At 73.4% G+C, this 13,349-nt stretch carries 11 protein-coding genes; 3 read left to right on the top strand and 8 right to left on the bottom strand.

What is annotated here, in order from left to right; all coding sequences use genetic code 11:
- The first annotated feature begins 40 nt into the window (after nucleotides 1-40).
- The gene (locus C1708_RS19540) at nucleotides 41-532 is read left to right on the top strand and encodes a GtrA family protein (RefSeq protein WP_106416379.1); all 492 of its coding nucleotides are present in this window, start codon (nucleotides 41-43) and stop codon (nucleotides 530-532) included.
- A 34-nt stretch (nucleotides 533-566) separates the two neighbouring features.
- On the opposite strand, the gene C1708_RS19535 is transcribed toward C1708_RS19540, so the two are convergent.
- Together C1708_RS19535 and C1708_RS19530 are read right to left on the bottom strand one after the other, a co-directional pair.
- Entirely contained in the window at nucleotides 567-1,841 is a 1,275-nt protein-coding gene (locus C1708_RS19535; RefSeq protein WP_106413891.1) for a sensor histidine kinase, read from the bottom strand.
- Nucleotides 1,842-1,884: 43 nt separating this feature from the next.
- A complete protein-coding gene (locus tag C1708_RS19530) occupies nucleotides 1,885-2,562 on the bottom strand; it encodes a response regulator transcription factor (protein ID WP_106413890.1) in 678 nt (225 codons plus the stop codon).
- A 517-nt stretch (nucleotides 2,563-3,079) separates the two neighbouring features.
- Here C1708_RS19530 and C1708_RS19525 point away from each other — a divergent pair.
- The gene (locus C1708_RS19525) at nucleotides 3,080-4,576 is read left to right on the top strand and encodes an oligopeptide:H+ symporter (RefSeq protein WP_106413889.1); all 1,497 of its coding nucleotides are present in this window, start codon (nucleotides 3,080-3,082) and stop codon (nucleotides 4,574-4,576) included.
- Between the two features lie 787 nt (nucleotides 4,577-5,363).
- Here C1708_RS19525 and C1708_RS19520 read toward each other — a convergent pair.
- Entirely contained in the window at nucleotides 5,364-5,927 is a 564-nt protein-coding gene (locus C1708_RS19520) for an ATP-binding protein (RefSeq protein ID WP_106413888.1), read from the bottom strand.
- A 240-nt stretch (nucleotides 5,928-6,167) separates the two neighbouring features.
- Nucleotides 6,168-6,545 carry an STAS domain-containing protein gene (locus C1708_RS19515; protein ID WP_106413887.1) on the bottom strand — a complete coding sequence of 126 codons (378 nt, stop codon included), beginning with the start codon at nucleotides 6,543-6,545 and terminating at the stop codon, nucleotides 6,168-6,170.
- Between the two features lie 249 nt (nucleotides 6,546-6,794).
- On the opposite strand from C1708_RS19515, the gene C1708_RS19510 reads away from it, so the two are divergent.
- Nucleotides 6,795-7,709, top strand: coding sequence for an RNA polymerase sigma factor SigF (locus tag C1708_RS19510; RefSeq protein WP_106416378.1), 915 nt, complete (start codon nucleotides 6,795-6,797; stop codon nucleotides 7,707-7,709).
- An 84-nt stretch (nucleotides 7,710-7,793) separates the two neighbouring features.
- Here the strand turns inward: C1708_RS19510 and hutI are convergent, their stop codons facing one another.
- Genes hutI through hutU form a run of 4 tightly spaced genes read right to left on the bottom strand, consistent with a single transcriptional unit; the run spans nucleotide 7,794 to nucleotide 13,313 of the window.
- A complete protein-coding gene (hutI, locus tag C1708_RS19505) occupies nucleotides 7,794-8,966 on the bottom strand; it encodes an imidazolonepropionase (protein WP_106413886.1) in 1,173 nt (390 codons plus the stop codon).
- Between the two features lie 17 nt (nucleotides 8,967-8,983).
- Entirely contained in the window at nucleotides 8,984-10,327 is a 1,344-nt protein-coding gene (locus C1708_RS19500; RefSeq protein ID WP_106413885.1) for a formimidoylglutamate deiminase, read from the bottom strand.
- Nucleotides 10,324-11,598, bottom strand: coding sequence for an allantoate amidohydrolase (locus C1708_RS19495; RefSeq protein ID WP_106413884.1), 1,275 nt, complete (start codon nucleotides 11,596-11,598; stop codon nucleotides 10,324-10,326). The genes C1708_RS19500 and C1708_RS19495 overlap by 4 nt, the downstream gene beginning before the upstream one ends.
- The gene (hutU, locus tag C1708_RS19490) at nucleotides 11,595-13,313 is read right to left on the bottom strand and encodes a urocanate hydratase (protein WP_106413883.1); all 1,719 of its coding nucleotides are present in this window, start codon (nucleotides 13,311-13,313) and stop codon (nucleotides 11,595-11,597) included. Before hutU ends, C1708_RS19495 begins: the two co-directional genes overlap by 4 nt.
- Nucleotides 13,314-13,349: the final 36 nt, after the last annotated feature.

Raw genomic sequence — 13,349 nt, 5'->3', positions numbered from 1 at the left:
GGCGGAGTTGACGCACTCGACCGACGGGAGCCTGTGGGCGATGGGACAAGGTTCCTCGGGGCTTCGGCGGCTCTTCCGCGAAGCGGCCAAGTTCGGCGCGGTGGGGGGAGCCGGGGTTCTGGTCAACCTCGGTGTGTTCAACCTGGTCCGGCAGGCGACCGACCTCCAGGTGGTGCGCGCGAGCGTCATCGCCACCGTGGTCGCGATCGTCTTCAACTACGTCGGCTTCCGGTACTTCACCTACCGGGACCGCGACAAGTCCCGGCGCACCCGCGAGATGTCGCTGTTCCTGCTGTTCAGCGTCATCGGCCTGGTGATCGAGAACGGCGTGCTCTACACGGCGACGTACGGCTTCGGCTGGGACAGCCCGCTGCAGAGCAACATCTTCAAGTTCCTCGGCATCGGCGTCGCGACGCTGTTCCGCTTCTGGTCCTACCGCACCTGGGTGTTCCGCGCCCTGCCGGTGCGGGAGGAGCCCGTGGCGGGCGGGGCGCCGGTCGCCGGGGGGCGGCCCAGGCAGCGCGTGCCGTAACCGCCGCGCGTGCCGCTCGGCGGACCGTTCGGTCTCAGCGGACCGTCGTACGGGTCTCCTCGTCGGGGTCCTTCCGCGGGGGCGTGCGGGACAGGAACAGGCCGAAGACGGCCGGGCTGGCCTGCAGCATCTCCAGACGGCCGCCGTCCGCCTCCGCCAGGTCCCGGGCGACCGCCAGGCCGATCCCGGTGGAGTTGCGGCCGCTGATCGCCCGCTCGAAGATCCGCGCGCCCAGCTCGGCGGGCACGCCCGGCCCCTCGTCGGTGACCTCCACGACGACCTGGTTGCCGGTGACCCGGGTGCGCAGGGCGACCGTGCCGCCGCCGTGCATCAGCGAGTTCTCGATCAGCGCGGCCAGCACCTGGGCGACCGCGCCCGGGGTGCCCACGGCCCGCAGGTTCCGCTTGCCGGAGGCGACGATGGCCCGGCCGGCGCTGCGGTAGGCGGGGCGCCACTCGGCGAGCTGCTGCGTGATCACCTCGTCGAGTTCGAAGGTGACGGCGGAGCCGGTGCGCGGGTCCCGGGAGTTGGTCAGCAGCCGCTCCACCACGTCCGTCAGCCGCTCCACCTGCGTGAGCGCGATCGTCGCCTCCTCCTTCACCGTCTCCGGGTCGTCGGTGAGGGTGATCTCCTCCAGCCGCATGGACAGCGCGGTGAGCGGGGTGCGCAGCTGGTGGGAGGCGTCGGCGGCAAGCCGCCGCTCGGCGGTCAGCATGCGGGCGATGCGTTCGGCGGAGGCGTCCAGCACGTCGGCGACCCGGTCCAGCTCGGGGACGCCGTAGCGGCGGTGGCGGGGGCGCGGGTCGCCGGAGCCGAGCCGCTCGGCGGTCTCGGCGAGGTCGGTCAGCGGGGAGGCCAGGCGGTTGGCCTGCCGGATCGCCAGCAGCACCGCCGCGATCACCGCGAGCAGCGCGACCAGGCCGATGATCAGCAGGGTGCGGCCGACCTCCTCGGTCACCGAGGAGCGCGACTCCTGGACGGTGACCGTCTCGCCCTCCTCGCCGGGCGCCGTGGCGCTGATGACGTCGCCGTCCGGCTTGGAGCCGACCTCGATGGGCGGCTTGCCGGGGAGCCGGACGACGGCGTACCGGTCGTCGGGCATCTGGTCGTCGAGGACCTCGGCGGTGACCTTGTCCTCGACGAGCAGCCGGCTGTCGACGATGCTGGCCAGCCGCACCGCCTCGGACTCCACGCGCTCCTTGGCGGTCTCGGTGATGGTGCGGGTCTCGACGATCACCAGGGAGACGCCGAAGACGGCGATCACGACGAGGACCACGGCGAGCGTGGACTGGATCAGACGGCGGCGCATGTTCTCCCACCCGGCGGCGGAACCCCGGCGGGGTCCAGCTCTCTCAGCTCTTCTCGAAGCGGAAGCCCACGCCGCGCACGGTGGCGATGTAACGGGGGTTGGCCGCGTCGTCGCCGAGCTTCTTGCGCAGCCAGGAGATGTGCATGTCGAGGGTCTTGGTGGAGGACCACCAGGTGGTGTCCCAGACCTCGCGCATCAGCTGGTCGCGGGTGACGACCCGGCCCGCGTCGCGCACCAGCACCCGCAGCAGGTCGAACTCCTTGGCGGTGAGCTGGAGCTCCTCGTCGCCCATCCACGCCCGGTGCGACTCGACGTCGATGCGCACGCCGTGGGTGGCGGGCGGCTGCTGCGGCTCGGCCGCGCCGCGCCGCAGCAGGGCCCGGACCCTGGCCAGCAGCTCGGCGAGCCGGAACGGCTTGGTGACGTAGTCGTCGGCGCCCGCGTCCAGGCCGACGACCGTGTCCACCTCGTCGGCGCGCGCGGTGAGGATCAGCAGGGGGACCGTGTGCCCCTCGGCGCGGAGCCGGCGGGCGACCTCCAGGCCGTCCATGCCGGGCAGCCCGAGGTCCAGCACGACCAGGTCGACGCCGCCCTGCATGCCGGCCTCCAGGGCGCCGGGTCCGTCCTCACGCACCTCGACGTCGTAACCCTCCCGGCGCAGGGCGCGGGCCAGCGGCTCCGAGATGGACGCGTCGTCCTCGGCGAGCAGTACACGGGTCATGCCGATGATGGTAGACCCGCGGCCCGAGCCGCAGGGGCGTGATCGGCGGGCTCGGTCCCCGCCGGCGTCCCGCCCGGTCCTCCCCTCCCGCACCCTTGGTACGGACCTGCGGGTGCGAGGTGCGATGCTGGGCAGACCTTCGAATGGGCGCTCCCGGTTCCTTTAAAACCTGTGATTCACGTCTCAAGTCCTTCCATATCCGGCACTGTCCTGCCGTATGGTGAACCAACGCCTGTTGCACCGCGGGGACCTTTGGCGGCAGTTGACGCTGAGGGTCTCTTTTGTGTGCGGGCCGGCACGCTCTGCCGGTCCCTGAAGCAATGACCTGTGGCCGGGCCTTCACCGCGCGTCGACGCGCGGCGGGGGCGTGGATCCCGGTGGTCGCCGTCCGCCGCTCCGTGATCCGGGGCGGCATCCCCCGGGCGTGGGGCGGACGGTACGGCCCGCCGGTGCCGGCCAGCCCCCCACCGGGCGCGTACCCGTCTCGCGCGACGCGTCCCGACAGCAAGGAACGACCATGGCGTCCAGCCTGACGAAGGACTCGGCCTCCCCGGGCACCCCCGGATCCGAGAAGACCTTCTTCGGCCACCCCCGCGGACTGGCCACACTCTTCATGACCGAGATGTGGGAGCGTTTCTCCTACTACGGCATGAGGGCCCTGCTCCCGCTGTACCTCGTCGCGCCGGGCGGACTCGGTCTGAGCGCGGGCACCGCCACCGCCATCTACTCGGTGTACCTCTCGCTGGTGTACCTGCTCGCCATGCCCGGCGGCTGGTTCGGCGACCGGGTCTGGGGCCCCCGCAGGACCGTCGCCGTCGCCGGCGGCATCATCATGCTGGGCCACCTGACGCTGGCCCTGCCCTACTCGGGCACCTTCTACGGCGGCCTCGGCCTCGTCGCGATCGGCTCCGGCCTGCTGAAGGCCAACATCTCCACGATGGTCGGCCAGCTCTACCAGGGCCCGGACGACCCGCGCCGGGACGGCGGCTTCACCGTCTTCTACATGGGCATCAACCTCGGTGCCTTCGCCGCGCCGCTGATCATCGGCACCGTCGGTGAGAGCGTCAACTGGCACCTGGGCTTCGCGCTCGCCGCGCTCGGCATGGGTCTCGGCGTGACGCAGTTCCTGCTGGGCAGCCGCCACCTGGACGCGCAGTCCAGCGTCGTCCCGAAGCCGCTGTCGGCCGAGGAGAAGGCCTCCACGCTGCGCAAGTCCGCGCTGTGGGCGGGCATCGCCGTCGTGGCGTACGCGATCGTCGGGTTCTCCGGCCACTACACCCTGAACTGGATCCTGGTCCCGCTGACCCTGCTCGGCGTGATCATCCCGGTGATGGTGCTGGTCCGCATCAAGCGCGACAAGGACCTCGACCGCACCGAGCAGTCGAAGATGTCCGCGTACATCTGGTTCTTCGTCGCCGCCGCGATCTTCTGGATGATCTACGACCAGGGCGGCTCGACCCTGTCGATCTTCGCCGACTCGTCGGCCGAGAACAGCGTCTTCGGCTGGGACTTCCCGGTCTCCTGGTACCAGTCGGTCAACCCGGTCCTGATCATGGCCCTGGCCCCGGTCTTCGCCTGGATCTGGCTCGCGCTGAACCGGCGCGGCAAGGAGCCGAGCACGATCGTGAAGTTCGCCTCCGGTCTGATGCTGGTCGGCGTCTCGTTCTTCCTGTTCCTCGCCCCGCTGTCGATCGCCGAGGGCGGTCACAAGGCGGCCGCGCTGTGGCTGGTGGCGGTCTACTTCGTCCAGACCGTCGGCGAGCTGCTGCTCTCCCCGGTCGGCCTGTCGGTCACCACGAAGATGGCGCCCGCGAAGTACGCCTCGCAGATGATGGGCGTCTGGTTCCTCGCCGTCACCGCCGGCGACGCCACGACCGGCCTGCTGTCCATCGCCGGCGTCGACCTCAACAAGACGGGCATCGTCGCCCTGGAGGCGACCCTCGCGGTCCTGGCCGGCGCGGCGGTCTGGATGTACCGCAACAAGGTCAAGGCCCTGATGGGCGACGTCCGCTGAGACGGCACTGACCGCACCCCGCACCGGGAGAAGGGCCCCGCAGCCGACACGGCCGCGGGGTCCTTCGGGTGTGAGGGGGTGCGGTCGGCACAGGGTGCGGGGCGGCGCGGGGCGGGTGCGCGCAGGCACGCGGGGCGAGGTGGCCGGGGTGCGTGCCCCGGCACGGCTGGGGCTCCCCGGGCGCTGGGGGGCGCCGGGCGCGGACGTGCCGACGCGTGCGCCAGGCGGGAGGCGGGACGGCGCGGGCCCCGACGTTGTGAGGGAGGCGGTTCGGAGGCGCGTCCGGTACCCGGGCGAGGCGGGGGCCCGCCCTCCGGCGCGGTGGGAGAGACCGCCCGCGCCGGGCGGTGCGAGGGGGCGTTCGCGCGGGGCGGCCGCGGCGGGCATCGGGGCGCTGCGGCCCGGTTTCCGCCGAGGAGGGGGCCTGGGAGTCGCTCAGAGGGCTCTGAGGCGGCCTGAGGGCACGGACGGGCCACCTGGGGGCGGTGAGCTCGGGCCGCGGCGGCTCAGGGGCGTACAGCGGCTTCCGCTGCCGGGCGGGGCGCTCGCGCGAGGGCTGCGAGGCGGTGGCGCCCCTCGACCGGCGCTCCGCGTCCTGGAGCGGACGGCGGGCGGCGCCCCATGACGCCGGCGCCGAAGGGCAGCGCACGGAGCAGCCTGCGCAGAAGCGCCCCGCGCGGGAGCCCCCGAGGCCGGCGCGGCCGCACGGGACGTGCGTCTCGGGCGGCGCCACATGCTCGCAGGGCGGCGCGGGACGGCGCGCAGGGTGTCGGGAGGGGGTCCGGCGTCAGGAGGGGGTGCCCAGTTCGGCCCAGACCGTCTTGCCCGCGATGTCGGGGGCGCGGAGCACGCCCCAGTCCAGGCACAGGCGCTGGACGATGAACATGCCGTGGCCTCCCGGCCGGCCCGCGCGGTGAGGCGTGCGCGGGGACGGCTGGCCGGTGCCCCGGTCGGTGACCTCGAGCCGGATCACCTTGCGGTCGCAGGTGATGGTCAGCAGATCCGGCCCCTCGGCGTGCAGGCACGCGTTGGTGACCAGCTCGGACACCACGAGCAGGACGTCCTCGGCGGCGGCCCGCCGGTCCGCCGTGGCGGTCGGCAGCCAGCCCCAGTCGTACAGCGCCTGCCGCGTGAAGTCCCGCGCGAGCGGCACGACCCCGCTCTGGTCCTCGAAGCTCAGCCGGCGCACCTGGGTGCCGCCGGACGGACCCGGTGGCGACGCCGGTGCGGTCGGCACGGCCACGCCGCCGTCCGGGACGGCCGCGGCCGGTGCAGCGCCCCCGGGCGTCCCGGAAGCGCCGCTGGGCTCCGGACCGCGGTCGCCCGGCGGGTAGGGCCGGGTGGTGCTCATCAGCGCCTCACCTCACCGTGTCACCAGTTCACCATCGAAATATTCCGTACTCGGTCAGTCACGCGCGGACGGCCCGAACGGTTCTCGGCGCCCTCCCGGCCACCGCGTCCGGGACGTTCAGGGTGTCTCCTGCCCGAGCCGTCCGCCGGGACACCCCCGTATTGCACGAAAAGACGCGCCGGAGGCCCCCCGTCGCCGGCGGGCGCGGCGCGAGCACCCCGCCGGGCCTGCCCGCGCGCGTCACGCCGAATCGTCGGCCAGGGCCGCCTCGAGCGTGTCGTGAACGGCGAACACCGCGTCCGCCCCCGTGATCTCGAACACGCGCGCGACAACGGGCTGCATCCCCACGAGGTGCACCCCGCCTCCGCCCGCCTCGGCCTTCAGCCGGGCGCCGAGCAGCACGTTCAGCCCCGTGGAGTCACAGAACTCCAGCCGGGAGCAGTCGATGACAAGCCGCTTGAAACCCTTGGCGAGGCAGTCCTCCAGTGGCTCCCGCAACAGATCGGCGGTGTGGTGGTCCAACTCACCCGCCGGGGTCACGACGGCACTGGGGCCCTCTTCTCGCACCTCGACCAGAAGCCGGCCCGACTGTGCGCTGCCGACCGTCCCGCGGTCCATGCCGTCTCTCTCTCCCGAGGTCGTGGCTGTTCCTGACGCCCTCGAACATTACGCCTTCCGGCTACGCATCGACACTCTAACAATCGCGCACAAACGGACATAACCACACAGAACACACTTGCACCGGGCTTCGAGCAGCCGGTAGGGCTAGTAAGACACGTACCCGACACGGCCGGCTTTGGAGGCGCCGCACACCGCAGTGCACGTATCGGCTTCGGCAGCCATATGCCGAGAACGATGGAGGACATCATGTCACCCCGGCTCGACGCATCGCCTACCCGAGAAGCGACGTCGACACCACCTCCGGAACATCTGGATCCCCTCGAGCAGGGCGGCCTGGGAGTCGACCCGGACGGCCTCCTCGCCGGACTCCCGGAGATCCCCCCGTACGACGAGGTGGGCCCGGTGGACGCACGGGCCCTGTCCAAGACCCTGTTCGAGCGCCTGGAGTCGCTCGACGAAGGCAGTCCCGAGTACTCGTACGTACGCACCACGCTCGTCGAACTGAACCTCGCCCTGGTCAAGTTCGCCGCCTCCCGGTTCCGCTCGCGCAGCGAGCCCATGGAGGACATCATCCAGGTCGGCACCATCGGCCTGATCAAGGCGATCGACCGCTTCGAACACACGCGGGGTGTGGAGTTCCCCACCTTCGCGATGCCGACCATCATCGGCGAGATCAAGCGCTTCTTCCGCGACACCTCGTGGTCCGTGCGCGTGCCGCGCCGCCTGCAGGAACTGCGGCTGGACCTGGCCAGGGCCGGTGACGAACTGGCCCAGCAGCTCGACCGCGCGCCGACGGTGGCCGAGCTGGCGGACCGGCTGGGCATCACCCCCGACGAGGTCGTCGAGGGCATGGCCGCGTCGAACGCGTACACCGCCTCCTCGCTGGACGCCCAGCCCGAGGAGGACGACACCGAGGGCGCGCTGGCCGACCGGATCGGCTACGAGGACCACGGGCTCGAAGGCATCGAGTACATCGAGTCGTTGAAGCCGCTGATCGCCGAACTGCCGTCGCGGGACCGGAGGATCCTGTCGCTGCGGTTCGTCGCCGGCATGACCCAGTCGGAGATCGGCGAGGAGCTCGGCATCTCCCAGATGCACGTCTCCCGGCTGCTGTCCCGGACGCTGGTGAAGCTGCGCAAGGGCCTCACGGTCGAGGAGTGATTCCCGCCACGTGACGTCCGTCCCCCGGAGGGCGGCCCGGGTCCGGGCCGCCCTCCGGGGGTCCGGGGGCCGTTCGGCGGCCTCTCAGACCCGCCGTACGCCCCTGCGCCACACGCCCGTGACCAGCGGGACGCCCGGCCGGTAGGCCAGGTGGACATGGCTGGGGGCGTCGAGCAGCACCAGGTCCGCGTACGCGCCCGGGACGAGCCGGCCGACGTCGGTGCGCCGCAGTGCCGCCGCGCCGCCCGCCGTGGCCGCCCAGACGGCCTCGTCGGGCGTCATCCCCATGTCCCGTACGGCGAGCGCGACGCAGAACGGCACCGACGAGGTGAAGGACGAACCGGGGTTGCAGTCGGTGGACAGCGCCACCGTCGCTCCCGCGTCCAGCAGCCGCCGGGCGTCCGGCCACGCGGCGCGGGTGGAGAACTCCGCGCCGGGCAGCAGCGTGGCGACGGTCGCGCTGTGCGCCAGCGCGTCCACGTCGGCGTCGGTGAGGTGGGTGCAGTGGTCGGCGCTGGCCGCGTCCAGCTCCACGGCCAGCCGCACGCCGGGGCCGTACGAGAGCTGGTTGGCGTGGATCCGCGGGTGCAGGCCCTTCGCACGGCCGGCGGTGAGGATCGCGCGCGCCTGGTCGCCGTCGAAGGCGCCCTTCTCGCAGAACACGTCGATCCAGCGGGCGTGCGGCGCGCAGGCGTCCAGCATCTCGCCGGTGACCAGGGCGACGTAGCCGGCCGGGTCGTCGGCGTACTCGGGGGCGACGACGTGGGCGCCGAGATAGGTGACCTCGTCGGTGTGGCGGGCGGCGAGGCGCAGGGCGCGCGCCTCGTCCTCGACCGTCAGGCCGTAGCCGGACTTGGTCTCGAAGGTCGTGGTGCCCTGGCGCAGCGCCTCCGCCAGGTGGCGGGTGAGATTCGTCTCCAGTTCCGCCTCGGTCGCGGCGCGGGTCGCGGCGACGGTGGTGCGGATGCCGCCCGCGCTGTACGGGCGGCCCGACATGCGGGCGTTGAACTCCTCGGTGCGGTCCCCGGCGAACACCAGGTGGGAGTGGGAGTCGACGAAGCCCGGCAGGACCGCGCGGCCGCCCGCGTCGACCCGGTGGTCGGTGGCGGGTGCTCTGCTTGCGGGACCGGTCCACACGACGCGGTCGTCCTCCATGACGACGGCCGCGTCCCGGACCAGGCCGAGGGGGTCCGTGTCGCGGAGGGAGGGGTCGTTGGTGACCAGTGTGGCGATGTCGGTGATGACGGTGGCGCTCATGGTGTCCTCATGGGTCGTCAGGCGCGCAAGTCCTGGATCGCCTGCGCGAGGGCTCCGGGCACGTCGGGGACCAGCGTGTGCGCCCCGTCGCGCACCACGTGCCGGCCTGCCACGACCGTGTGCCGCACGTCGGCGGCCGTCGCGGCGAACACGGCTGTCTCCGCGCCCAGCCGGGGCGGCGGTCCCGCCGTCCTGACCGAGTCGAGCGCGACGGTGGTGAGGTCGGCGCGCGCCCCGGCCTCGATGACGCCGGTGTCGTCCCAGCCGAGCGCCGCGTGCCCGTCGACGGTCGCCGCGCGCAGCAGGGCCGCGGCCGTCCAGTGGCCCCGGGTGCGGGTGCGCAGCCGCTCGTTCAGCTCCATCGCGCGCGCCTCCTCGAAGAGGTCGACGACGGCGTGGCTGTCGGAGCCGAGGCTGAGCGGGGAGCCCTCGCTCTGCAGGGCCGCGGCGGGTCCGATGCCGTCCGCGAGGTCGCGTTCGGTGGTGGGGCACATGCAGGTGCCGGTGCCGCTGCCGCCGATCAGCGAGACGTCCTCGGGGGTGAGGTGGGTGTGGTGCACGCCGGTGGTGCGCGGCCCGAGCACGCCGTGCAGGGCGAGCAGTTGGGCGGGGGTGCAGCCGTGCGCCTCCCGGCAGGCGTCGTTCTCGGCGGTCTGCTCGGACAGGTGCACGTGCAGCGGGGCCCGCCGCTCCTCGGCCCAGCGCGCCACGGTCGGCAGCTGCTCGGCGGGCACGGCCCGTACGGAGTGCACGGCCGCGCCGATCCGCGCGTGGTCCCGGTCCCTGAGGAGTGAGGAGCGTGCGGCCCAGGCGTCCGCGTCGCCGTCGGAGAAGCGGAGCTGGTGGGCGGTGGGCGGCCGGCCGAAGCCGGAGGAGAGGTAGGCGGTGTCGAGGAGGGTGATCCGGATGCCGGCCTCGGCGGCGGCCGCGAGGAGCGCCTCCCCCATGGCGTTGGGATCGGCGTAGGGCGTGCCGCCGGGCGCGTGGTGCACGTAGTGGAACTCGCCGACCGTCGTGATCCCGGCCAGCGCCATCTCGGCGTACACGGCGCGGGCGAGGGCGTGGTAGCGGTCCGGGGTGAGCCGCTCGGCGGTGGCGTACATGACCTCGCGCCAGGTCCAGAAGGTGCCGGAGCCGACCTGGACGGTGGAGCGCAGGGCGCGGTGGAAGGCGTGGCTGTGGGCGTTCGCCAGTCCGGGGAGGGTCAGTCCGCGCAGGATCTCGGCGCCGGGCGGCGGCGCGGGGGCGCCGGTGCGGACGGCGGCGATGCGCCCGTCCGCCACGTCGAGGGCGACGCCCGGCTCGACGTGCGTGCCGAGCCAGGCGTGCTCCAGCCAGTACGTCCGCGGGGTGGCGGTCACGGGGCGGCCAGTCCTTCCAGTACGTCGGCGAGGGCGAGGACCCCGGCCACGCAGTCGTCCTCGGCGGCGAACTCGGCCGGGGAGTGCGAGACGCCGGTGGGGTTGCGTACGAACAGCATGGCGGTCGGGACGCGTCCCGCGAGGATGCCGGCGTCGTGTCCGGCGCCGGTGCCGAGGACGGGCACCTTCAGGCCGGTGTCCGCGCCCAGGATGCGGGCGAGCCGGTCGCGCAGGGCGTGGTCGAACTCGACGACGGGGGTGAAGGACTCGCGCTCCACGTCCAGGTGGACGCCGTGGGCGGCGGCGTACGCGCGGGCGGCCCGCTGCACCCCGCCGACCACCGCGTCCAGCCGCTCCTGGTCGGCGGCCCGGGAGTCGAGCCAGCCGCGCACCAGGGAGGGCACGGCGTTGACGCCGTTGGGCTCGACGGACAGCTTGCCGAACGTGGCGACCGCGCCCGCGTGTTCGGCCTCGCGGCGGGCGGCGAGGACGGTCTCGGCGTACGGCAGCATCGGGTCGTGCCGGTCGGCGAGCCGGGTGGTGCCGGCGTGGTTGGCCTCGCCGCGGAAGTCGAACCGCCAGCGGCCGTGCGGCCAGATCGCGGACGCGACGCCGATCCGGTCGCCGGTGAGGTCCAGCGCCCGGCCCTGCTCGACGTGCAGTTCGACGAACGCGCCGATGCGGCCGAGGCGTACGGGGTCGGGGCCGATGGCGTCCGGGTCGTGGCCGGCGGTCTCCATGGCCTGCGGGAGGGTGATGCCGTCGGCGTCGGTGAGCCGGTGGGCCTGTTCGACGGTGAGGGCGCCCGCGGTGAGCCGGGAGCCGACGCAGGCGAGCCCGAAGCGGGCGCCTTCCTCGTCGCCGAAGTTGACGATGCCGAGCGGCCTGGCCGGACGGACGCCGCGGCGGCGCAGTTCGTCGAGGGCGGCGAAGGCGGAGACGACGCCGAGGGGGCCGTCGAAGGCCCCGCCGTCGGGCACGGAGTCCAGGTGCGACCCGGTGACCACGGCGTCCCCCTCGGCGGGGTCGCCGAGCCAGGCCCACTGGTTGCCGTTGCGGTCCGCCTCGTAGGTGAGGCCGCGGCGGCGGGCCTGTTCGCGGAACCAGTCCCGGCAGTCGGCGTCGGCGCCGGTCCAGGCGAACCGGCGGTAGCCGCCGCTGGTGGAGTTCCGTCCCACGGGCAGCAGTTGCCGCCACATCTCGTGGAAGGAGTCCGCCCCGGGCGCGGGCCGTACGGGGGGCCCGGGGGCGGCGGGGGTCCCGTGGGTCATGCCTGCTCGCCCTCGCGCATGGGGACGCGCACGCCCCGCTCGTCCGCGACCGACTCGGCGATGTCGTACCCGGCGTCGACGTGCCGGATGACGCCCATGCCGGGGTCGTTGGTGAGCACCCGCCGGATCTTCTCGCCGGCCAGGGCGGTGCCGTCGGCGACGGTGACCTGCCCGGCGTGGATCGAGCGGCCCATGCCGACGCCCCCGCCGTGGTGGAGGGACACCCAGGAGGCCCCGGAGGCGACGTTCACCATGGCGTTGAGCAGCGGCCAGTCGGCGATGGCGTCGGAGCCGTCGAGCATCGCCTCGGTCTCCCGGTAGGGGGAGGCCACGGACCCGCAGTCGAGGTGGTCGCGCCCGATGACGACCGGCGCGGACAGTTCGCCGCTCGCGACCATGTCGTTGAAGCGCTCGCCGGCCCTGTCGCGTTCGCCGTAGCCGAGCCAGCAGATGCGGGCGGGCAGGCCCTGGAAGCGGACCCGCTCGCCGGCCATCCTGATCCAGCGGGCGAGGGACTCGTTCTCCGGGAACAGGTCGAGGACCGCCCGGTCGGTCTTCGCGATGTCGGCGGGGTCGCCGGAGAGGGCGGCCCAGCGGAAGGGGCCCTTGCCCTCGCAGAACAGCGGGCGGATGTAGGCGGGGACGAAGCCGGGGAAGGCGAACGCCCGCTCGTACCCGGCGAGCTGGGCCTCGCCGCGGAGGGAGTTGCCGTAGTCGAAGACCTCGGCGCCCGCGTCCTGGAAGCCGACCATCGCCTCGACGTGCCGGGCCATGGACTCGCGGGCGCGCGCGGTGAAGCCGGCCGGGTCCTTGGCGGCCGCGTCGGCCATGTCCTCGAAGGCCGTGCCGAGGGGCAGGTAGGCGAGGGGGTCGTGGGCGGAGGTCTGGTCGGTGACGATGTCGACCGGGGCGCCCATGGCGAGGAGCTGCGGGACGATCTCGGCCGCGTTGCCGAGCACGCCGATGGACAAGGGCCTGCGGCGGTCGCGGGCCTCGGTGGCGAGCTGGAGGGCGTGGTCGAGGGAGTCGGCGCGGACGTCCAGGTACCGGTGCTCGATGCGGCGTTCGATGGCGCGCGGGTCGCAGTCGACGCAGATCGCCACGCCGTCGTTCATCGTCACGGCGAGCGGCTGGGCGCCGCCCATGCCGCCGAGTCCGGCGGTGAGGGTGACGGTGCCGGCGAGCGAGCCGCCGAAGCGCTTGGCGGCGACGGCGGCGAAGGTCTCGTAGGTGCCCTGGAGGATGCCCTGGGTGCCGATGTAGATCCAGGAGCCGGCGGTCATCTGCCCGTACATGGTCAGACCGAGGGCCTCCAGGCGGCGGAACTCCTCCCAGTTCGCCCAGTCGCCGACCAGGTTGGAGTTGGCGATGAGGACGCGCGGCGCCCACTCGTGGGTCCGCATGACGCCGACGGGGCGGCCGGACTGGACGAGCATCGTCTCGTCCTGCTTGAGGGTCTTCAGCGTGCGGACCATGGCGTCGAAGGAGTGCCAGTCGCGGGCCGCCTTGCCGGTGCCGCCGTAGACGACGAGTTTGTCGGGGTGCTCGGCGACCTCCGGGTCGAGGTTGTTCTGCAGCATCCGCAGGGCGGCCTCCTGCTGCCATCCGAGGGCGCTCAGCTCGCTGCCGCGCGGCGCTCGGACAGGACCGGGGGGCGGTCCGTAGGGCCTCGGCCGAGGGCGGTGGCGGGAGACGGGCGGGCGGGGTCCGGACATGGGGCGCCTCCAGGGTGCCGACGTCGTCTGCGGATA

Origin of the sequence: Streptomyces sp. DH-12, from assembly GCF_002899455.1 — a bacterium.
GTDB lineage: Bacteria > Actinomycetota > Actinomycetes > Streptomycetales > Streptomycetaceae > Streptomyces.
Note: the sequence above shows the minus strand (reverse complement) of the source record. Positions and strands in the feature narration are given on the sequence as shown.